Annotated in this window: 14 protein-coding genes; 2 read left to right on the top strand and 12 right to left on the bottom strand. The window is 72.5% G+C overall.

The annotated features are described in order from the left end of the window. Window positions 1–6: 6 nt before the first annotated feature. On the top strand, window positions 7–2,505 hold the full coding sequence (locus OG766_RS02540; RefSeq protein ID WP_328724446.1) for an ATP-binding SpoIIE family protein phosphatase: 2,499 nt from the start codon (window positions 7–9) through the stop codon (window positions 2,503–2,505). A gap of 99 nt (window positions 2,506–2,604) precedes the next feature. Then, window positions 2,605–4,824: an NADP-dependent isocitrate dehydrogenase gene (locus tag OG766_RS02535; RefSeq protein ID WP_266376900.1), complete on the top strand. Its 2,220-nt coding sequence runs from the start codon at window positions 2,605–2,607 to the stop codon at window positions 4,822–4,824. Window positions 4,825–4,976: 152 nt separating this feature from the next. On the opposite strand, the gene OG766_RS02530 is transcribed toward OG766_RS02535, so the two are convergent. The 12 genes from OG766_RS02530 to OG766_RS02475 are packed head-to-tail and all read right to left on the bottom strand — an operon-like array spanning window position 4,977 to window position 20,814. Beyond that, the gene (locus tag OG766_RS02530) at window positions 4,977–5,861 is read right to left on the bottom strand and encodes a peptidoglycan-binding protein (RefSeq protein WP_266376902.1); all 885 of its coding nucleotides are present in this window, start codon (window positions 5,859–5,861) and stop codon (window positions 4,977–4,979) included. 27 nt (window positions 5,862–5,888) lie between these two features. Continuing rightward, complete coding sequence (locus OG766_RS02525) at window positions 5,889–7,478, bottom strand: DUF6519 domain-containing protein (RefSeq protein WP_328724445.1); 1,590 nt, start codon at window positions 7,476–7,478, stop codon at window positions 5,889–5,891. A gap of 53 nt (window positions 7,479–7,531) precedes the next feature. Beyond that, window positions 7,532–9,691 carry a hypothetical protein gene (locus tag OG766_RS02520; RefSeq protein WP_328724444.1) on the bottom strand — a complete coding sequence of 720 codons (2,160 nt, stop codon included), beginning with the start codon at window positions 9,689–9,691 and terminating at the stop codon, window positions 7,532–7,534. Beyond that, on the bottom strand, window positions 9,688–13,473 hold the full coding sequence (locus OG766_RS02515; protein ID WP_328724443.1) for a putative baseplate assembly protein: 3,786 nt from the start codon (window positions 13,471–13,473) through the stop codon (window positions 9,688–9,690). Before OG766_RS02515 ends, OG766_RS02520 begins: the two co-directional genes overlap by 4 nt. Then, the gene (locus OG766_RS02510) at window positions 13,470–16,637 is read right to left on the bottom strand and encodes a putative baseplate assembly protein (protein ID WP_328724442.1); all 3,168 of its coding nucleotides are present in this window, start codon (window positions 16,635–16,637) and stop codon (window positions 13,470–13,472) included. The genes OG766_RS02515 and OG766_RS02510 overlap by 4 nt, the downstream gene beginning before the upstream one ends. Before the next feature lie 8 nt (window positions 16,638–16,645). Next, complete coding sequence (locus OG766_RS02505) at window positions 16,646–17,023, bottom strand: GPW/gp25 family protein (RefSeq protein ID WP_266376914.1); 378 nt, start codon at window positions 17,021–17,023, stop codon at window positions 16,646–16,648. Further along, window positions 17,020–17,343, bottom strand: a complete 324-nt coding sequence (locus OG766_RS02500; protein ID WP_266376917.1) for a hypothetical protein — start codon at window positions 17,341–17,343, stop codon at window positions 17,020–17,022. The genes OG766_RS02505 and OG766_RS02500 overlap by 4 nt, the downstream gene beginning before the upstream one ends. Window positions 17,344–17,379: 36 nt before the next feature. Further along, window positions 17,380–17,904: a phage baseplate assembly protein V gene (locus OG766_RS02495; RefSeq protein WP_328724441.1), complete on the bottom strand. Its 525-nt coding sequence runs from the start codon at window positions 17,902–17,904 to the stop codon at window positions 17,380–17,382. Between the two features lie 52 nt (window positions 17,905–17,956). Beyond that, complete coding sequence (locus OG766_RS02490; protein ID WP_266376921.1) at window positions 17,957–19,096, bottom strand: hypothetical protein; 1,140 nt, start codon at window positions 19,094–19,096, stop codon at window positions 17,957–17,959. Then, window positions 19,089–19,436, bottom strand: a complete 348-nt coding sequence (locus OG766_RS02485) for a hypothetical protein (RefSeq protein WP_266376923.1) — start codon at window positions 19,434–19,436, stop codon at window positions 19,089–19,091. The genes OG766_RS02490 and OG766_RS02485 overlap by 8 nt, the downstream gene beginning before the upstream one ends. Window positions 19,437–19,441: 5 nt before the next feature. Continuing rightward, window positions 19,442–20,110 carry a hypothetical protein gene (locus tag OG766_RS02480; protein WP_328724440.1) on the bottom strand — a complete coding sequence of 223 codons (669 nt, stop codon included), beginning with the start codon at window positions 20,108–20,110 and terminating at the stop codon, window positions 19,442–19,444. Further along, window positions 20,107–20,814, bottom strand: coding sequence for a hypothetical protein (locus tag OG766_RS02475; protein WP_266376928.1), 708 nt, complete (start codon window positions 20,812–20,814; stop codon window positions 20,107–20,109). The genes OG766_RS02480 and OG766_RS02475 overlap by 4 nt, the downstream gene beginning before the upstream one ends. Window positions 20,815–20,818: the final 4 nt, after the last annotated feature.

Here is a 20,818-nt window from a genome sequence, read left to right as displayed (position 1 = left end):
GCCCGCATGCGCGCCATGGAAACCGATCAGGACTACCCCTTCGCCGTCGCCAACACGGCCGCGGCCCTGCTGGACGACGCCGGGACGATCCTGGCCTGGACGCCGGCTGCGGAAGCGCTGCTGGAGCGGCGCTCCACCGACGTGTGCGGCCGCCCGGTCCGGGACCTGCTGGCGGACGCGAGCAGCTGGGGAGCCGTACTGGCCCGCAGGACGCGGGAGGGCTGGGAGGGGCAGGCCACCCTCCGGCACGGCTCGGGACGTGACCTGGCGATCGGCTTCCGCGTCCTTCCGCTGCACGACGGCCGGCGCGAGAGCGCGGCACGCTGCCTCGTGATCGGCGCTCCCGCCGACCTGATCGCCAAGTGGCGGCAGGACCACGCCTTCACCCAGGAGCTGTTCCTGCAGGGCAGGGTGGGTCTGGCCGTGTTCGACGGGAGCCTGCGGCTGCAGCGGACCAACTCGCACCTGCTGCCGTTCACCGGTGTGCCCGTCGATCTGGCGGGCCGGCGCCTGGACGACTTCCTGCGCGCCGAGGACGCCCGGGCCATCGACGAGCGGCTCGGAGAAGTCCTGCGCAGCGGGACTCCGCTGATCGCCTTCAACGTCGTCGCCCGCACCCTGGACGACCCCCGGGGCGGCCGTGAACTGTCCCTCTCGGCCTTCCGGCTCCAGGGATCCGAGGGACGTCCGATGGGTGTGGCGACCGTCTTCACCGATGTCACCGACCACGTGCGGGCCAGTGGCCGGCTGGAGCTCCTCTACCGCGCCACCGAAGCGATGAGCGGGTCCCTCTCCGTGATGCGCACCGTGGAGGATCTGGCCGGCCTCCTCGCGCCGGCGTTCGGGGACTGCGCCGCCGTGGATCTCGCGGAGACCGTGCTGACCGGTGGCGAACCGCCGGCGGACGGGCGGCACACGCTCGTGCTGCTGAGGATGGCCGTCGCCGGAGCGGATTCCGGCGCCCTGCGCACGGGCACCGCCCATGTCGCGGACGTCCCTACCCGCCCCGCCCCGGACGTGGACCCCTCAGCCCCGGACACCCTCGCTCAGGGCACCTCAGCCCCGGACGTCCCCGCGCGGGACGGCCAGGGCGTGCTGATCAGGCTCGACCAGGACGCCCCGACGACGGCGTCCGGCGCGCCCCCGGACTGGGCAGGCGCCGTACCCGGCGCGCACTCGGCGATGGCCGCGCCGCTGTACGCACGCGGCACCATGTTCGGCCGCCTCCTGCTGTGGCGTACCGGAAGCCGTCCGGCCCTGGACGAGGACGACCTGGACCTCCTGGAGGAGATCGCCAACCGCTCCGCGCTCGCCGTGGACAACGCCCGCCGGTTCACCAAGGAACGCCGCACGGCCCTGGGGCTCCAGCGCAGTCTCCTTCCGCCGGCGACCTCGGAGAGGCCCGCAATGGAGACCGCCGGCGCGTATCTGCCCGCCGACTCCGACAGCGGTGTGGGCGGCGACTGGTTCGACGTCATCCCGCTGTCGTCGGCCCGTGTCGCCCTGGTCGTCGGGGACGTGGCCGGTCACGGTCTGCACGCCACCGCGATGATGGGGCGCCTGCGCAGTGCCGTACGCGCCCTGGCCGACCTCGACCTGGAACCCGAGGAACTCCTGGTGCACCTGGACGACCTGGTCCTCCAGGTGTCCGCCGAGGCGGACACCTGGGAGGCGGAGAGCGGCGACGGGGACATCCCCGTGCCGTCCGGCCCGGCCGGCGCCACCTGTCTGTACGTCGTCTACGACCCGGTCGCCCAGCAGTGCGTCATGGCGAGCGCCGGGCATCCCCCGCCCGCGGTGGTCGGCCCCGACGGCACGGTGGAGTACGTCGAGCTGAGCCCCGGACCGCCGCTCGGGGTCGGGGGCTGGCCGTTCGAGACGACGGAACGCGATCTGGCCCCGGGCAGCGTCCTCGCCCTCTACACCGACGGCCTGATCGAACGCGGAGAGGGCGACATCGACGAGGGCATGCGGGACCTGGCCGACCGCCTGGTGCGCGCCGAGGTGCTGGAGCGGCCGCTGCGGCAGGCCCGCCACGACATCGTCAGCGATCTGCCGCCGGGCCGGCTCAGCGACGACGTCACGCTCCTGCTGGGCCGTACCAGGGTCGTGCCCCCCGACGCCACCGCGACCTGGCAGCTCGAAGCCGACCCGGCGCTCGTCGGCCGGGCGCGCCATCTCGTGCTGGAGCAGCTGTCCCGGTGGGAGCTCGACGAGCTGGCGTTCACCACCGAACTCGTCGCCAGTGAGCTGGTCACCAACGCCATCCGCTACGCCGGTGGTCCCGTACGGCTCCGGCTCATTCGTACGGATGTCCTGACGTGCGAGGTGTCCGACCCCAGCAACACCCAGCCGAGGATGCGCCGGGCGCGGACGTCGGAGGAGGGCGGCCGCGGCCTGTATCTCGTCGCCCAGCTCTCGCACCGCTGGGGCAGCCGCTACACCCGTGAAGGCAAGACCGTCTGGTCCGAGCAGTCCCTGCCGCTCACCGATCGCCTGCGCTGAGCCGGTCACGGCCCGAGGGGCAGGGCCCTGTCGAGAGGGGAGCCGTACCGAGATATCTTGATGTCGAGCAATGTTGCAGACGTGGAGAGCGGAGCACCGGTGACTGACTCGACCATCATCTACACCCACACTGACGAGGCCCCGGCCCTGGCGACGTATTCGTTCCTGCCGGTGGTCCAGGCGTACGCCTCGACGGCCGGAGTCGCCGTGGAGACCCGTGACATCTCCCTGGCGGGACGGATCATCTCCGGCTTCCCCGAGTACCTGGACGAGGACCGGCGCATCGGCGACGCGCTCGCCGAGCTCGGCGAGCTGGCGAAGACGCCGGGCGCGAACATCATCAAGCTGCCGAACATCTCGGCCTCGATCCCGCAGCTGAAGGCCGCGATCGCCGAGCTGCAGCAGCAGGGCTACGCGCTGCCGGACTACCCGGACGACCCCAGGACCGACGAGGAGCGCGACATCCGCGCCCGCTACGACAAGGTCAAGGGCAGCGCCGTCAACCCGGTCCTGCGTGAGGGCAACTCCGACCGCCGCGCCCCCGCGTCGGTCAAGAACTACGCCAAGACGCACCCGCACCGCATGGGCGCCTGGTCGGCCGACTCGAAGACCAACGTCGCGCACATGACGGCCGACGACTTCCGTTCCACCGAGAAGTCCGCCGTCATCGCCGAGGACGGCGCCCTGCGCATCGAGCTGGTCGGCGACGACGGCACCACCACCGTGCTGCGTGAGTCCGTGCCCGTGCTCGCCGGCGAGGTCGTGGACGCCTCCGTCATGCGCGTCGCCGTGCTGCGCGAGTTCCTCAGCGAGCAGGTCGCGCGGGCCAAGGCCGAGGACGTGCTCTTCTCGGTCCACCTGAAGGCCACGATGATGAAGGTCTCCGACCCGATCGTCTTCGGCCACGTGGTCCGCGCCTTCTTCCCGAAGACCTTCGCCCGGTTCGGCGAGACCTTCGCGGCGGCCGGCCTCACCCCGAACGACGGCCTCGGCGGCATCCTCAAGGGCGCCGAGTCCCTGCCCGAGGGCGCCGCGATCAAGGCGTCCTTCGAGGCCGAGCTGGCCGAGGGCCCGGCGCTGGCCATGGTCGACTCCGACCGCGGCATCACCAACCTGCACGTCCCGAGCGATGTCATCGTCGACGCCTCCATGCCGGCCATGATCCGCACCTCCGGCCACATGTGGGGCCCCGACGGCCAGGAGGCCGACACCCTCGCCGTGCTGCCCGACAGCAGCTACGCCGGCGTCTACCAGGTCGTCCTCGACGACTGCCGCGCCAACGGCGCCTTCGACCCCGCCACGATGGGCTCGGTGCCGAACGTCGGACTCATGGCGCAGAAGGCCGAGGAGTACGGCAGCCACGACAAGACCTTCGAGATCCAGCACACCGGCACCGTCCGCCTGGTCGACCAGGACGGCAACACCGTGCTGGAGCAGGCCGTCTCCGCGGGCGACATCTTCCGCGCCTGCCAGACCAAGGACGCGCCGATCCGCGACTGGGTCAAGCTCGCCGTCACCCGTGCCCGCGCCACCGGCGACCCGGCCGTCTTCTGGCTGGACGAGGAGCGCGCCCACGACGCGAAGCTCATCGCCAAGGTCAGGGAGTACCTGCGGGAGCACGACACCGAGGGTCTGCAGATCGAGATCAAGTCGCCGGTCGAGGCGACCCGCTTCTCCCTGGAGCGCATCCGCCGCGGTGAGAACACGATCTCCGTCACCGGCAACGTGCTGCGTGACTACCTGACGGACCTGTTCCCCATCCTGGAGCTGGGCACCAGCGCCAAGATGCTCTCCGTCGTCCCGCTCATGAACGGCGGCGGACTGTTCGAGACCGGCGCCGGCGGCTCCGCGCCCAAGCACGTCCAGCAGCTCGTCAAGGAGAACTACCTGCGCTGGGACAGCCTCGGCGAGTTCTTCGCGCTGGCGGCCAGCTTCGAGCACCTCGCGACGACCACGGGCAACGCGCGCGCCCAGGTCCTCGCCGACACGCTCGACCGCGCGACGGCCACCTTCCTCAACGAGGACAAGTCGCCGACGCGCCGCGTGGGCGGCATCGACAACCGCGGCAGCCACTTCTACCTGGCGCTGTACTGGGCGCAGGAGCTGGCGAAGCAGACCGACGACGCCCAGCTCGCCGAGGCGTTCGGGCCGCTGGCCGAGACGCTGACCGAGCAGGAGAAGACGATCGTCGACGAGCTGCTCGCGGTGCAGGGCTCGCCGGTCGACATCGGCGGCTACTACCAGCCCGACGTGACCAAGGCGGCGGCGGTCATGCGTCCGTCGAAGACCCTCAACCAGGCGCTCGCGACCCTCGGCTGAGGTCCGCTCGCGACCCTCGGCCGAGGCCGGGGTCCCGACAGGACGTCCCGCCCGCGCGGGCGGGACGTCCGGCGTCCGTACGCGTTCCGCCCCGGCCGGTTCACCACCGGCCGGGGCGGACCCGTTCGCGCGCCCGCGGCGCCCGTCACGGCTCAGACGTTGGGCACCTTCAGCCTGTCCCAGCTCGCCTTCCCGGGAATGCCGTCGGCGGCGCTCCCCGAGTAGCCGAGCTTGCGCTGCCAGGCCGCGTACGACGCCCGGTCGGCCTCGGTCCACTCCGGCCCCGGACCCACCTCGTACCGACCGCAGCCCTCCGCCACCAGCCGCTTGCCCATCGCCGTGATGACGGCGCTGCGCCGGCCCGGCGCGAAGAACGCGGCCCCGGGGAACGGCTCGTGGGGCGTCGACGGCTTCGGGGGCGGCGGCTTCGGCGGGCCGTCCGGCCTGCCGCCGAGGCGTTCGCGGATCCTGCCCCGCATCGAGTCCATCGTGAAACCACGCGGATCGATCTTCCCCGGCTGCCATTCCTTGTGCCCGATCACCGAGCGGTGCGACCAGCCGTGCGCCCGGCAGATCGCGGCGGCCGCCTTCTCGATCGCCTCCAGCTGGGCGGCCGGCCAAGGATCGCTGCCGTTGCCGAGGTTGACGCACTCGAAGCCGTAGAAGTAGCGATTGCCGTCCGTGTTCGCCTCGTTGTCGGCGGGCAGCGCGGACTCGTTGATCACCGCGCGCAGTACGTCGTCGTCGCCGAGCCCGGCATGGTTGGCCCGCCCGTTCCCGACCAGATGGACCGAGCCGTCCTTGGCGATCACGCCGTGGCACAGCGGCCCCGGCAGGCTCGAATGGCCGTTGTAGCAGATGTCCACGGAGTTCTGCGTCCCCGACGTCACGGTGTGATGGATCATCACCCCGTGCACAGGACCCCACGGGCCCTTGTGATTGCGGTTGTGCGTGCGCCAGCTCCGGTGCTCGACGACACGCAGGCCCTCGTCACGGAGGACCTTGAGCAGTGTGGAGGCGGTCAGCGGCGTTGCCATCGTGGTGCTCCCTTCCCGGCGGGTGCCTCAGTTCTCGGGCTGTGTACGGTCGTTCCCCGCCGGCGGCAGGGCGGGCGACCCTCCGGCCGTCGCGGCCCGTTCCGCGGCGACCGCCTCCTCCTCGGCCGCGGCCTCGGCCGCCAGCTCCTCCTCGTTCGCCGCGGGAATCGGGCCCGCCAGCGGACCGAACGCGAGGCGCAGGTCGGCGACCGAGCCCTCGCCCCACACCCAGGCGAGCGGGGCGTGGTGCACCCGGACCCCGGCCGGGGACTGCAGCAGCGGCCGGCGCGCCGCGTCCGTCGGCCACTCCACATCGCCCGTCGCCGTCCGCGCGGCGACCAGCCAGAAGTCGCCGGCGCGGTACGTCCTGCCCGGCTCGAAGTACACCTGGACACCGTCCTCCAGCGACAGCCAGCCGCCTTCCTCGACGCGCAGCGCACCGCCTCGCGCCTTCGCGCCCTGCTTGCCCCGGCCCGCTCCCGCCGTCTGCCGGGAGCCCGCGCGATGGTCCCAGCGCCGCAGGAAGGGATGGAGCTCGGGCCGCCGGCCGACCGACGGGTCGGGCTCGGCGGACAGCCGCACCCGCCGGCCCGGCAGGTCGACCTCCTCCACCCGCAGCAGCGGCAGCGGCTCACCGCGGCTGATGTACGCGGTGTCGGCGAACTCGACCTGGTCGCCCACGTTCAGATCGAGCTTGTCGTCGCTGCCGAGCGAGGCCAGCTCCACCCAGGTGCCGTCGAGTGCGTCGACCGCGAAGGTCACGGAGCCGTTCTCCCGCGACCACTTGAACGTCGCGCCGTCGGCCTGGCCGCCCTCGTGGATCTCCACGCGGTACAGCTGGTTCTCCGGGCCCCGGTAGCGGGCGTCGGGCCGGAGCACGCACGGGTCCTCGTCCGCGTGGTCGGGGCGTTCGCTCCGCGCCGCCATCCGCGCGGTCGAGGCCTGCGCCGCCGCCCACTTGGCGAACGCCGCCCGGATCCTGCCCTTGTCCTGGTCCGCCCCGTCCTCCAGGTCCAGCTCCAGCTGCGAGCCGGCCAGCGGCAGCACCTGCCAGACGGTCTTCAGCCGGGCCGCGGTGTCGGGCATGGCGGAGCCCAGCGCCACCTCACGCAGCAGCGGATCCTCGGCCGCGGTGACCGAACGCTCCCACACCTTCAGATAGGCCAGATACGGGAACTGGGTGGGCAGCCGGTCCCCGGGCCGCTCCGGATCCCGGTAGCCGTCCGGCTGGTCCCAGTACGTCCAGGTGGCCGCGGGCGCGGGAGCCGGCGGCGCGTCCTTGTCGCCGCCGTCGGCCGGCGGCCCGTCGTCGACCGGGGTGCCGGGCGCGGGGCGGGTCGCGTCCAGCGCGATGCCGTCCACGTAGTAGCGGCCGCCCCCGATGGTCAGATCGTCGAGCTCGATACCGCGGCCCTCGAAGCCCAGCGCGAAGCCGGTCGCGCCGGCCGGGCCGCCGTGCTGTCCGATCAGATCGGCCGCGACGGCGCGGGCCCGCGCCAGCTGGATCGCCGTCTGCTCGTTGGCGTCCGCGTCCAGCTGGACGCGGCCCTGCTGGGCGATGACCGCCGCGTAGTGCCGGTCGGGACGGAAGGTGCTGCGGGAGATGTCTGCGTGCATGGGAAGGGTTCCCCCTCGAAGATCGGGCAGGTCGGGCAGTCGGTGGGGTGGTGTCAGGTGACGGGGAAGATCCCGGCATCGGCGCCCGCCGGGGAGTACTCCGCGAGCCGCGCCCGCAGACTGTCCAGGCGCTGCGGCTGGTACAGATCGTGGAAGGCGCCCATCTCGGAGGCGTCCTCGGCACCCCGCCGGATCGCGTCGTGGCAGCCGTGCGCGAGCTGGCCGTACGCGGGAGTGCCGTACCGCTCGCTGGTGAACAGCGGGCGCACCAGCGGGTCGTTCTCACGGCCCGCCAGGTCCGGCTGGCAGCGGTGCCGGCGCGGAGTGCGCGAGCCGGGCGGCACGTACGAGAACCGCAGACAGCCGATGCCACGCCGGGCGACCTGCAACTGCCCGGTGAAGACGGTGTTCTCGGCGATCTCCACCGCATGGGTGTGGACCTCGCCGATGACGGTGGTGCGGTGCGCGTGCAGCACGGCGTGCGCGTGGCGGCAGTCCGGGGCGGACAGTGCCGCCCGGTCGTGGCCGGTGGCGTCCAGGACGCTGTCGCGGATGTGGATGTCCAGCGGGTCGTCGCCCACCTCGTCGCCGATCACCTCGATCGTGCCGAGGACGCTCCGTTCGATCTGGACGCACGCGGTGGTCCGCTCCAGCACCAGACTCGGTTCCTCGGGGGAGTGCGGATCGCACTCCGGCTCCAGTGACCAGCCCGGTACGAGCGTGCAGTGCCGCAGCACGACCGCGCCCACGGGGCCCGTCACGTTGAGGCCGCGCCCGGCGATCAGCAGTCCGTCCAGGACGATCCGCGGCGCGTCGTCCGAACACTCCTGCGGGGCGCGGATGTTGAGCGCGTCGGGCCGGTTGCTGTACCAGTCGAGCAGCCTGACCACGGGCCTGGTGCCCTCGGCCGCACGCACCTGGAGCCGGTCGCCGGGATCCAGGTCGAAGTCCAGTTGCTCCTGGTAGGCGCCGCTGTGCGTGATCTCGATGATGCCGTCCGGGCCGCAGCGCCCGGCCCGTCGGTCGCCCCGCCAGTCCCCGTACGCGTCCATGATCCGCTGGTAGGTCTGGCCGGGGCCGACCCGGTAGGCCTTCGCCGACGCCGGCGTCTCACGGTCGCGCGGGTACTCGCCGCCGCCCATGTCGTCCGCGAACGCGTAGTGGTACGTGACCCATACGCCCTGCCGCGGCGCCGATCGCGAGCCGAAGGCGATCCGGCCGAGGGCCGGATCGACCGCGACCTGCCCCCGCTTGGGGCGGTAGCGCCAGTCCGTCAGGTCCGCCACCACGATGTCCGACATCGGCACCGGTTCGTCCTGGCCGTCGCGCCAGATGGTGAACGACCTGCCGGGGCCGTAGTGGTCCGCGAGCCGGTCGGCGAGTTGCCGGCGGCGGACGTACGCGGGCACGTTGTCGATCGTCGCGACATGCGTGGCGGACGGCTCGGGCACCGGCCTGGTCACCAGCGGTCCGTCGTTGCCGAGGATGGAGAAGGTGTAGAGGCTGCGGGCCCGGTCGATGCAGTACGCGGGCGCCCGGGTCACCCGGTACGGCTTCAGCCGCCAGACGAACAGCCCGACACCGGCGGGCGTGTGGCCGCCCTGCGTACGGGCGGAGCCGGCCCGCCGCACATCCACCGACCGGGCGACCGCCCCGAACGGCCCGCCCGCCAGATCCAGCGCCGCCCCTTCGCGTACGTCGGCGAGGCGGCCGCGCTCCAGCCGCCGCGCGTTGACGGCCGCCGTGCCCGAACCGTACAGCCCGACAGGCTGGTTCGCGGCCACGAGCCGGGAGAACTCCACGGCCCGCGACGGCCAGCCGGCGACCGACTCCGCCAGTTCCTCCAGCAGCGCGAGGGTTCCCTTGCGCCTGCGGTCGGCGACGGTCGCGGCGACGTCGCGACGCGGTGCGAGCGCCTCCGCGAGCCGGCCGCGGGAGTCGTCGCCGCCCCCGGCCACGAGACCCGCGGCCTGGACCCGCTCGTAGCCGGGCAACGGCGTGTAGCCGACCAGATCGCCGAGATACGGCAGCACCCACGGAGCCGCGGTCTCCACGAACAGGTCCTCGTAGCCCTGCTCGACACCGTCCCGTACCCGGTCGGCCTGTTCGGCGATCACCGCGAGCAGCGCCCGCAGTGGCTCTCCTTCCTCGGCGTCGCGCAGCCGGTGCCACTGCGGAAGCAGCTCCGCGAGCCCGTCCGGTTCCCTGCTCATGAGATGACCTCCGTCAGCATCAGTGTGTCCGCGACCTGCGGCGACAGCAGGGCGAGCTGCGCGGGCCTGATCCCGCGGAACACGCACACCGCCCGGCCCTTCGCAAGCCGCCTGGTGTCCGTGATGTCGGCGTTCAGCCGCAGCAGTTCGGCCAGGGAGACGCCGTACCGGGTGGCGACCTCCGTGAGCGTCTCCCCGCCGTCGGCGGTGACGCGGTGCACCACCTCGTCGTACTGGGCGAGCCTCGCCGGGACCGTGTCGGTCCGTGCCGCCTCCGGCGCGCCGAAGCGGCTCAGCTCCTCCGGCGTGACCGACGCCGGAATGCCGGTGAACACGTCCACGTCCACGTAGTCCACGCCCGGTACCGAATGCGCCGTCGCCAGCACCTCCGACAGCCGGACCGGAGCCCCCAGCTCCCTGCGCCCGGCGCCGAAGCGCCGCAGCAGTGCCTGCCGCAGCCGGGGCTCGACGACCGTCCAGGTGTGGTCGGGGGCCACCTTCACCCGCGCCGAGAGCAGCAACAGCACCAACTCCCGTACGTCCACCCGCACCGGGAGCCGCGCGTCGCCGTACTCGGCGAGCGAGGAGCGCAGCGCACGCAGCACCTCCGAACCGGCCCCGATCGCGATGTCGTCCACACCGGCGACCGTCACATGCAGCACCCGCCGGCGCCCGTCGAACACCTCGCGGGCCGAGGCCCGCCCGATGCCCGCCCGGGAGCGGGCGAAGTCCTCGTAGTCCTTGACCGACACGAGCCGGTCGAGCGCGGAGACCGCGAGCGGAATGGTGCGCCTGGTCAGCCCGGGGCCGTCGGCGTCCGCACCGCCCGTGGCCGGCTGGGGATTGGTGACCGCGGTGACGCCCAGCGGCCGGGTGACCGCCTGGGTGATGCGGTCCGCCGCGACATTGGCGGCCCGCCCGGTGCCGAAGCGGTACCGTGCCCGGACGTTCTCGTGCCCGGTGGGCAGCCGGGCACCGTGCACCCCGTCCCCGAACGTCACCGTCGTACGCCCGTCCCCGGCGGTCCCCGACACGTACACGCGCTCGCCGGGACCACGCCCGGCCAGGCTGTCCACCTCGTGCCACAGCAGCCCGTCGACACGGATCTCCAGCGTGGGCGTCGCCCCCAGCGGATTGGCCGCGGGCAGCCAGGTCAGCGGGGACTGCCAGAGCGTGAACGCCTGGTTGGTCCGGGCCGAGTCGCCACTGCCGATCGCCTCGTCGCGGCTCTCGCCGTGCGTGGCCGGGACCACATTGCCCTGGACACGGACGGAGTCACGGCGGTAGCGGTAGGCGAGGTCCGCGGTCAGCGTCAGCCTCGTATGGACGTGGTCGCCCGGCAGCAGCGGGTCGATCCGCTGTTCCACCGCGGCGATCACGGCCAGTTCGGTGCCGCGGACGCCCGCGGTGTGCGGCACGTCGGTGCGTTCGCCCGACACGATCAGATGGCGTCCTGGCCGCAACCCGTCGTACAGCTCGGCCAGTTCGAGCTCGTTGCCGTGCACGTCCTCGCCGAGCGGCTCGCCTGCCGGACGCAGCGGCTCGCCGCCCGCGTGCACGGTGGCGTCCCGGATCGTGGAGAGCAGCACGTCGTGCTCGTCGAGCCACGGGTCGGCGAGCGTGAGCTCGCTCCCGCGGCCCGTGATGCCGAAGTCGGTGTAGGCGGCGGTGCGTACGCCGGTCACGCGGGTGGTGACGAAGGCGAGCTTCGGGTCGCCGGGGACGCCGCCCTCCGCGCCCTTGCGCGGGCGCTCGATCGCGACCCAGCTGCCGACGGCGATCCCGTCGTGCACGGAATCGAGCGGCAGGACGTGCCGGTCGGCCTGCTCCGGGACGGTCGCGATGCCGACCTCGACGTTCGGCGGCTCACCGGCGGGCGCGTACCGCACGGTCACCTCGAAGCCGCCGTGCGTGACCTGACGGTGCTCACCGGGAGCCAGCAGCCAGTTGAGCGGTTCGCCGTTGTGCACGGCCACATGGACCCGTCCGTCCTCGGCGGGCCGGGACACGAAGACGGTCCGCTCGGGCAGCCCGGACATGAACCGGGCCGTCACCCCCGGCTCCTGGGAGTCGGAAGGGCGCCTCGTCAGCCAGCTCAGATCGTGGTCCTGGCCCACCCGGGTCTGCAGCACCACCTGACCGGGACCCAGCCGGAGGGTCTTCTCCGCGGGCAGGTTCTCCGACAGCTGTACCGACCCACCGGTCTCCACATGCTGGAACTCGGCACGCACCGGCAGCCGGCCCGCCGTGTCGTACACCACCCGCATCGTGGTCAGCGCCGAACCGCCGAGCGGCCAGTCCGTCTGCCGGATCACCCGTCCGCGCTCGTCCTGGACCGCCTTGAGCGGGGCCGTCGCCCCGAACGGCGCGGCCGTCACCCGAAGCGCCTGCAGCTCACGCAGCAACGGCGGTACGGCAGGGGCCGCATGGCGCCACGCCGCGTACATCCCGTCCGCGACCCTCGGGTCGAGCGCCGACAGCAGCTGTGCGCCCAGGTCGGAGCCGGGTGCGAACAGGCCCCCCGCGGGGCGCGTCAGGTTCCGCGACGGCGGCTTCACGACCCGGGTGCGCAGCGCGGGCAGTACGGCACCGAGGGCCCGCAGCGCCGCGGAGCCCCCGGCACCGGCAACGGGGTCGGGCGGCGCCGGCCGGGAGGGTTCCAGGTCGGCGGCCCGCTCGCGCAGTTCACCGACCACCGTCTCCAACTGCTCGAACCAGGCGGCGACCTCCTCGTACGCGGCGGCGACCGCCTGCGCCTCGGCGAGCCGCTCGTGGGGATCGACGAGCCGGCGCGCGAACTCCCCGGGGCTCCCGATCCCGTCCAGATCGGCTCGCAGCGGCGCCAGCACCTGGACGTCGAAATCCTCGATGATCATGCTGACGGGGCGGGGATTGGGGTTGTCGGGAGTGGCCGGTCCGTCCTCGGTCTCCGGAGCGTCCTCGGTGATCCACCGGCGCAGCTCGGCGATCAGCTCGGTCAACGACGGCGGCGCGGACTGCGGCAGCCCGATCGCCGTCACCTCGTCGTCCCGGTCGATCCGGACCCGCGCCACCGGCAGCAACAGCCGCTGCCCCGGCGCCTGATGGTCACCGGACGTCTCCCGGCCGCCCGGTCCGTCACCGCCGAAGACGAACAGCAGCTTGTCCCCGGTCCGCAGCGACGTGTCCGTACCGGACACGAATATCTCCGGGCGTCCGCGCAGATCGTCCGCCGTGAGCAGCCCCGGGCGGCGCCTGCGTACGGCCAGCTCGTTCCACGCCCAGCGGGCCGTGAGGTCCTCGCTGGTCTCGAACGTCTGCGACTCCTCGCCGGCGGAGGCGGGCACGCTGTTGCCACGCGCGCCACGCGGAATCAGCACCGGCGTGTCCTCCGCCCGCGGATCACGGTCCAGCGTGTACGCGAGATGGGTGTCCGCCGCGATGCCGGGCCGCGGCCGGTGCCCCACGAGCCGCCCCAGGAGCGCCAGCGAACGGTACTCGTCCGCGGTGCGCAGATACGCCTCGTCCGCGATCCGCTCGGAGTGGAACGTCAGCAGGTCACCCACGACGGCCCAGGCGTCCAGCAGCCCGATCGACGGATCGTCGGGGGTGCGGACGGTGAGACCGCGCAGCGCCGGGTAGGCGGGCGAGGCGAGCCGGTCGAGCATGGCCGCCAGGAACGAGCCGTACTCACCGACCCGGTACTCCAGGGCGGTACGGCCCGGCGGATTGAACGGGGCACGCGGCGCTCGGCGCTCGTCGTGACCGCCGCAGCCGCAACCGCAGTCGCGGGAGCCGCTCATCGGACACCTCCACCGAGCTCGATCGACAGCCGGCCCAGTTCGGGCCGGTCGGGGTCGTTGTCGCAACGCGCGATCTCCAGCGGACCGAGCCGCAGCACGCCTGCCTCCAGTGCACTGTCGTCCATGTCGTTCCTGTCTTCGGCGGGGGAGGCGTGGAACAGCCGGGCCAGCCGGATCACCCGCACGCTCTCCACGCCCTGCACGGCCGCGGCCACGGCCACCAGCCGGCTCAGCCGCACCGGCTCGCCGAACGTCAGCGCGTCCGGGTGGAAGAAGCCGAGCCGCCCGCCGGGCAGCCGGCGGCTGCCGAGGACCCGGTACAGCTCGGCGAGGATCTGCCCGTGCTGGTGGCCGGGCGCCGCGCACACCGCGAGCGCGATGTCCAGCGGTACGTTCCGGGCCGGGCCGACCACCAGATCGTGGCCGATCCTGCGGTAGCTCTCCAGGCCGTACGCCACCGAGTCGAGCAACTCGGGCGACGGATCGGCGGTCCCCAGCGCGTCGACGGCGACGTGCGCCTCCTGCACGCTGCCCGTCCAGCGGATCTCCGCGGCCGCCCGCTGCACCCCCGGCAGCCCCGCCGCCAGCGCCGCGTAGTCCTCCGCGGTGACGGCCCGCAGCCGAGAACGCCTCAGATCCAGCGGGGCCAACTGGCGTACCTGTTCCAGGGGTTCGGGCTCGATGCCGCCGACGGCCGGGAGCGGATTGCGTACTCCCGCCACCGGCATCGGGTCGCCCGCGTCGGACTCCGAGGGATCACGGAGCAGCACCAGATGGTTGATGGCCTCCGCGCCGACATTGCCCGCGACACCACCGCCGAGCCGGTGGCGCAGCTCCAGCCGGGCCCCGGGCCGTGGACGCGCGCCGTGCCGTCCGTCACCGAAGCGCAGCGCGATCCGCCCGTCGTCCTCCAGCTCGCCGACGAAGTGCCGATCGCGCGGACCGCTCTCCAGCAGATCCCGCCTCGGCAGCCACGATCCTCCGCCGTCGTCCGTGATCGTCACCGCGGGCAGCGCGGCACGCGGATCCTGGACGAGCGCCGTGGCGGGACCCCGCAGCACCGGCTCGTCCGGATGCAGCCCGGCCGCGTAGGCCGGCCCCCAGCTGTGCGCGATCTCCCAGGCGACGGAACCGTCGAGCACCGCGCCCGCGCGCGCCCTGGCCGTCAGCACGTCCAGCCGGCGCAGCTTCGCCGCCAGCAGCCGCTCGCCTCGGTGCAACAGCTCACGCAGCGCCCGCACCGGATGCCGGCGCAGCTCCAGACGCTCCAGCGCCCGCAGCCCGAACAGCACGGTCAGCTCCGCGATCTCCGGCTCGTCGAGCCCGTCGCGGTCACGGGCACTGCGCCACAGCTCGACCAGACGCCCCCTGACCCGGCCCGGAATCGCGGCCAGCCGGCCGGCCTGACCCGCCGAGACATGACGGGGCTCGGGGAACGGTACGGACTGGGTCACGGGGGAGCGCTGCAGCACCGGCCGGAACCGTGGCGCGATGCCCGGATGGACGACCTGCGCGAGGAGCGTGCGCAGTGCCTCCGCCTGGGCGTACGCGGTGCCGGGCACCACCTTCTCGCGCCGCCGGCCCGCCAGTTCCAGACCCAGACCGGCGCGAGTGGTGGCGTCCTCGCCGACGACGGTGAACAGCTCCCGTATCTGATCCGCGGTCAGCAGACGGCCGCACCGCGTCTGGTCCAGCCGGGCGTCGATGAGCGCGGCCGTGGCATTGCCCGCGTCGCCGTCCCAGCAACCGAAGCCGGACGGATCGCACGACCCGACGACGGCGGGCGCGGGAGGCACGGTCACCGTCTCCGGCGCCGCGCCGCCGAAGGCCAGGGAGCGGCCGTGGTCGACGAGGACGACGTTCCCGCGCGCCACGCTCACATCCTCGACGGGCTCGCAGCCCGGGCCACCGCGCGTCGAGAGACAGACGGGGAACGTGAGCGCGTCCTCCTGCGCCCAGGTGACCTCCAGCACCGGCCGGCCGGCCAGCCGGTCCACGACCGGGGTGACCGAGATGAGGCGCACCGCCTGCCGGTGCGCCGGATCGGCGTCGCCGGGAGTGCCGGACCGCGGCCCCCGTACCTCCTCGATGAGCAGCAGGTCGCCCGGCGCCAGGTCCAGCGCCCGCACCGAGCACTCCTCGTCCACCCACTCGTCCCGCAGGGTGGCGGAGGTCGCGCCCCTGGGCAGCGAGCACAGCTCGTCGCCCCAGGTCCAGAAGCGGACGGTGTTGTGCGCGGGCCGCAGCACCAGCGGCTCGGCCGCCACCACCGGCTCGAACACCTCCACCGAGCCACGCTCGTCCAGCACGGCGAGATCCCGGTCGTCGACGACGGTGCCGATCTCCGGCCGGTCACGCGGCCTCAGCGAGCGCACGTCGACGGCGGCGAAGCGGAACGTGCCGGGCAGCAGCGTCAGTTCGCGTACGGCCTCGACCGCGACGAAGGCGCGGGCGTTGACCCCGTCGTGCATCGGGTAGTCGATGAGCCGTACATGGCGCCGTACTGACACCCGCCTGCGGGCCGTGTCGAGGTACGCCTCCGTGGCCACGGCGTCCTGCTGGTAGCTGATCCGGTCGGCGGTGTGGGCGAGGATCTCGACCAGGGTCGTGCCGAGGTCGGCGGCGTTGCGCTCGACCCAGCCCGGGGTCGTCAGCGCCAGCCGGTCCAGGATCAGGGCCCGGATCGAGTCGTAGTCGCGCGCCGTGTAGTCGACGACCGGCGCCGGCGGTCCGGCGGCGGGCACCTCCGGCTGCTCGTCCACGCAGTCGAACGGGCTCGGACAGTCCGGCAGGAAGACGAACTCGGCCGAGTGGTAACGCTGGTCGAAACCGGGGAAGGGCTCCGTGCCGGGTCGTCCGTACGGATCGGTGTCCACGATCGAGAGCCGGTAGGCGGAGGTGTCCCCGGTCCGGTCGAGCGTGACGAACAACCGGTCGTCGAGTTCGGGGTCCTCCTCGCGCTCCACGGACACCTCGACGGCCTCGATGCCGGTGATCCGGCGACCCCCGTCGATGCGGACGTTCTCCGGGCAGAGGCCCTCCGGGGCCTTCCCGAGAAAGGTGACCGTGAGCGTCAGCCCGTCGTCACCGACTTCGACGGCGTCCACGCCGCCGAGCCGCGCGGCGCGTACCTTCGCGCGCCTGCCGTCGGTTCGGCAGATCATCCGTTCCCTCACGCCGGCCCGCTCCCCTCGAAGACCTCGTCGCGCCGGCTCCCGGTGGAGCGCACCACGTACCGCAGATACACCCGGACCACGTTCTCCTCGCTCACCACGTCCAGGGCTTCCACCTCGATCAGCTCACCCAGCCAGCGCTGCAGCGCTGCCTGCACCGACAGCTCCAGCGCGGACGCCAGCTCCGGGCTGTTGGGCGTGAAGACCAGATCCAGCAGCCCACAGCCGAAGTCCGGCCGCATCACCCGCTCACCCGGGCTGGTGAACAGCAACTGCTCGATCAGATCGCGCACATGCGCGTCGTCAGCCGCGTGCGCGGTGCGGCCGCGGCCGTCGACGCGGAACGGGAAGGCGACGTCCGTACGTACGGTCCTCATCGCGACGCGACCTCCCCCGCGGCCGAAGTGACGACCGGCGGGCCCTGCGGCACCAGGCCGGTGCTGAAGCACAGCGCGGACGTACGGTCGAGCAGCACCGGAGCGCCGTCGACCAGCACACCGCCGCGGTCCGGCGTCCAGCGCACCGTCGCGCAGGGGTGCGGCACCCCGTCGACCAGGTGCCGGCAGCCGACGACCGTGAAGACCGCGGTCGCGGTGGCCACCGGGTGGCCGTCGATCCGGACCCCGGACGACGGGGCGGAGGCGGCGGGCGCGACCCGGCCACCGTGCGGACAGCTGATCGGCGTAACGCCGTTCACGAGATTCCCCGACAACACGTAACTCCCCGTTCTCCGCTAGCGCTTCCCGGGCACGATCAGCCGGCCCTCGTTGATGCTGACCTCGTCGCCGATCAGCACGATCGACGCCCCCTTGCCGTTGCCGATGGTCACGCCCTTCTCGTCGATCCGGATGTACGCGCCGCCCCGGGCCTCCAGCAGAATCCCCGTACCGCCCGGCACGTCCGACATCACCAGCTTGTGGTCGCCGGGCGTCTGGATGACGACCGGCTGCGACGCGGGCACCTCGGCACTCACCCGCGGCGGCAGTTCGGACGCGTCGCCGTACCAACTCCCCGTCCAGACGGGGAAGCTGGGATCCCCCTGCTCGAACTCGATCCACACGCCCGCCCCGACCTCCGGGACGGCGTAGTGGCCCGCCCGGCGCCCGGTGAACGGCAGACACGGCAGCGCCCACGTGGACGCCTCGTCACCCAGCACGTCCGGCACCTGGGCCGTGATGCGGCCCAGCCGGAGCGGATCCCTGTTGTCGATCACCCGGCCCCGGAACTTGCCGAGGAAGCGGTTGTTCGGTGCCGCCATACGAAGTTCTCCTGGTCTTCGGGGCTTTACGGCCGTACGGCTCTCTGCCGCCCTACGGACGCACCGTCCCGCTGCGGGCGATGAGGCCCTCGCGGGACAGCGTGAAGTTCTGCTGGTACGAGCCGGGGCGGAGGTTGTGCGTGACCGACTTGACGTAGTAGTCGCCGTCGTACGTGACACCGGAGCCGCGCACCCCCACCAGCTCGCGCGGCCGCAGCACATAGCCGTACCGGGTGACGTCGAGCGAACCGGACCCGGAGATCGCGTCCGCGGAGGTCGCCGCCCGGGCCAGCGCCTCGGCCTCGGCCTGTCCGAGCTCCTTCTTCGCCGTACCGGACAGCGTCCTGCGCTTGAGCGCCGGCGACGCCCTGCGCCCGAGCGGCGGCCGCAGCGGACTGATGTCGGGCTGGGCCAGCAGCCGCACGTCGCGGGTCCGCGGGTCCTGCACGCGCGCCTGCGGCTCCTCCCTGGCCGTGCCGTCGTAGGCGAAGGTCAGCTGGTCGACGGTGGAGTTGCTGTCCATGTTGACGTTGAGCGCGTGCTGACGGCGGCCCAGCCGCTGCTCGGGGCCCCAGAAGGCGGTGGAGCGGCCGGGCACCGGGCCGGGGTCGAGATAGAAGGTGTATCCGTTCGCCCTGGCCAGATCGTTGAGGTACTGCAGATCGGTGCCGGTCTGGTAGTCGACGCGCAGCTGCTCGCGGGGCGGTTGCTGCACCTGCTCACGGATGATGCGGGTGTCGATGCCGTAGTCGGCGTACTTGGCGAGGATCCGTTCCACCCGCTGCGAGGGCGCGAGATTGGGGTAGCGGTCGGTCCGCTCCTCCAGGTCCATGAGCAGGGTGAGGTCCTCACCGGTGACGGTGAGCGTGGTCTGCCCCGGCTGGTTGCTGGCCCCCACCTCCTGACGGACGATCAGGCCGTCCAGGACCACCGTCGGAATGCCCCTCACCGAGGTCGTGACGATCACCCTGGTCTTGGGATCGAAGAACCCCTCCGGCAGCAGCCGCCGCGCGATCAGCCCCTTCTTGGTGAGATCGAACGCGAGCTGGAACCCACTGCGCTCCCCGGCGGTGCTGGTGATCTGCGCCGACAGCAACGCCTCCGTCACCTCGGCCGGAACCGGCCGGGTCAGCTTCGGCCCCATGTGCAGGGTGAGATGGACCGGCCCGTTGCCGATCGGCTCGTCAGCCATGGAAGCCGCCCGGCAGCGGAATCCGGATCTCCCGCCCCGGCTCCGCGGTCAGCTCACCGGGGTCGAGCACGGGATTGGCGTCCGCGATCTGCCACCACTGCCCGGGGTCGCCGACGTACCGCTGCCCGAGGTGGTCGGGCCGCTCACCGCTGCTGACGGTGTGCGGGACGGTGTCCTCGGCGTCGGGCAGCGGCGGCAGCAGCCTCCGCCTGGTGTACCGGACCTCGGTGCCGTCCGGCTGTGTGTGCACCCCGATCTCGGCGTCGTGGTAACGGCTCGTCCGCGGATACGGGTGCGAGCCCGGTATCGCGTCCAGCGCGTTCTCGTACGGTTCGATCATCTTCCTCACACCCCCCGTGCCAGACCGAGCTCGGCCAGCCGCCCGCCACGCGCGGCCGCGGCCAGCCGCTCCTTCTGCGCCAGATGCGCCAGATACAGGTCCGCGCCCCGGTGCCCGGCCGGCAGATCGCTCACGGTGAGCACCTTCATCCCGATGCCCAGCGAGGCCCGGATCGGATTCAGCTGCACGTCGAACGCCGACTCGTTGACCGACAGCTCCGTGAGCCGCACCGGCATGACGCGCTTGCTCCCCCAGGTGAACAGGGTGAGCGGCGTCTCGATGGGACTGATCTCGATCGTGCCCTTCTTGCTGAGGCGGGTGGCCTCCCTCAGCTGTGCGGTGGTCGGCTGCACGAGCATCTCCAGCACGGCGAGCTGCGGATGGATCCCGTCGGGTGCGGCGACCTCGAACTGATCGGTCGCGTCGATCTCCGCGGTGAACTTCCACGTCTCCTCCGCGGGCCCCTTCAGCCGCAACGCCTCGTTCCGGTCCCCGCTCCCACTGCCCCCTCCGCCGGCATCACCGCTCCCTCCGGAGGACTGCGGCGCGACGGAGCGCTCCAGGGTGTCGGGATTGAACTGGAGGACGATGATGCGCTGGGGGGTGCCGCGCTCGGGGTCGACGATGACGATGCCGGAGCGGATGGGCTTGGGTATGTCGGCGTAGCGGGTCACAGGCGGGCCTCCAGTCGCTGGGCGAGCGGTGAGTAGTCATGTCCGGGAAAGAGTCCGGGAAATACGTCGAGCATCTTCTTGACGTGGTCACCGATGTCGCCGAGTGCGCGGTCCCGGAACGACACATCGGCAAAGAGGTACTGCCAGCCGCGTGTTCCCTTGGTGACCAGGAGCGTCTCCATGTACTGCTGAAAGGTGAGGTCGAGCCGGACGTACCCCGGGGGGTGGGGAGCCTGACCGGTGCGTGCCAGGTCGAAGTGCCAGACCTCCAGCGGGGAGACGTCCGGTGCCATGCGCAGATACGTCATCGAACCGACACCGGAGCGGTAGGCCGAGTCGATGTAACGCAGTTGTTGGACGAACTCCCGCTGAAAACCGTCCGGGATCGTGTCGGCCGCTGGGTCGGGTGCCTGCATCAGGATTTCGAAGGGGTCGGGGATGCGGTACTCGCCGAAGAATTCTGGCAACGGGTCGGCGGTGACCCAGTTGACGGCGAGGCCCGGGATCCGGATCGCCCCGTCGAGCATGTCCTTGTCGAGGATCAGATGCGCCCAGTCGGCATTGAACTCGGACAGCGGCAGGAGTTCGGAGAAGGAACTTCCCGGCTCTCCCAGAGATTCATCGACCACCTCGATCCCTGCCGCCCGGCGGATGCTGTCAAGTGACGCGAGGTGCTGCTCTTCCAGCCGATTGAGCGTACTCATTGCG

Source organism: Streptomyces sp. NBC_00259, from assembly GCF_036181745.1.
GTDB lineage: Bacteria > Actinomycetota > Actinomycetes > Streptomycetales > Streptomycetaceae > Streptomyces > Streptomyces pratisoli.
This window is presented reverse-complemented; position numbering and strand designations above follow the sequence as displayed.

Excerpts from the sequence above, each read along its gene's own strand:
- OG766_RS02490 (WP_266376921.1), bottom strand. The coding sequence starts at position 19,096 with ATGGCTGACGAGCCGATCGGCAACGGGCCGGTCCATCTCACCCTGCAC.
- OG766_RS02475 (WP_266376928.1), bottom strand. The coding sequence starts at position 20,814 with ATGAGTACGCTCAATCGGCTGGAAGAGCAGCACCTCGCGTCACTTGAC.
- OG766_RS02495 (WP_328724441.1), bottom strand. The coding sequence starts at position 17,904 with ATGGCGGCACCGAACAACCGCTTCCTCGGCAAGTTCCGGGGCCGGGTG.
- OG766_RS02510 (WP_328724442.1), bottom strand. The coding sequence starts at position 16,637 with ATGATCTGCCGAACCGACGGCAGGCGCGCGAAGGTACGCGCCGCGCGG.
- OG766_RS02515 (WP_328724443.1), bottom strand. The coding sequence starts at position 13,473 with ATGAGCGGCTCCCGCGACTGCGGTTGCGGCTGCGGCGGTCACGACGAG.
- OG766_RS02530 (WP_266376902.1), bottom strand. The coding sequence starts at position 5,861 with ATGGCAACGCCGCTGACCGCCTCCACACTGCTCAAGGTCCTCCGTGAC.
- OG766_RS02520 (WP_328724444.1), bottom strand. The coding sequence starts at position 9,691 with ATGAGCAGGGAACCGGACGGGCTCGCGGAGCTGCTTCCGCAGTGGCAC.
- OG766_RS02525 (WP_328724445.1), bottom strand. The coding sequence starts at position 7,478 with ATGCACGCAGACATCTCCCGCAGCACCTTCCGTCCCGACCGGCACTAC.
- OG766_RS02540 (WP_328724446.1), top strand. The coding sequence starts at position 7 with ATGCGCGCCATGGAAACCGATCAGGACTACCCCTTCGCCGTCGCCAAC.
- OG766_RS02505 (WP_266376914.1), bottom strand. The coding sequence starts at position 17,023 with ATGAGGACCGTACGTACGGACGTCGCCTTCCCGTTCCGCGTCGACGGC.
- OG766_RS02485 (WP_266376923.1), bottom strand. The coding sequence starts at position 19,436 with ATGATCGAACCGTACGAGAACGCGCTGGACGCGATACCGGGCTCGCAC.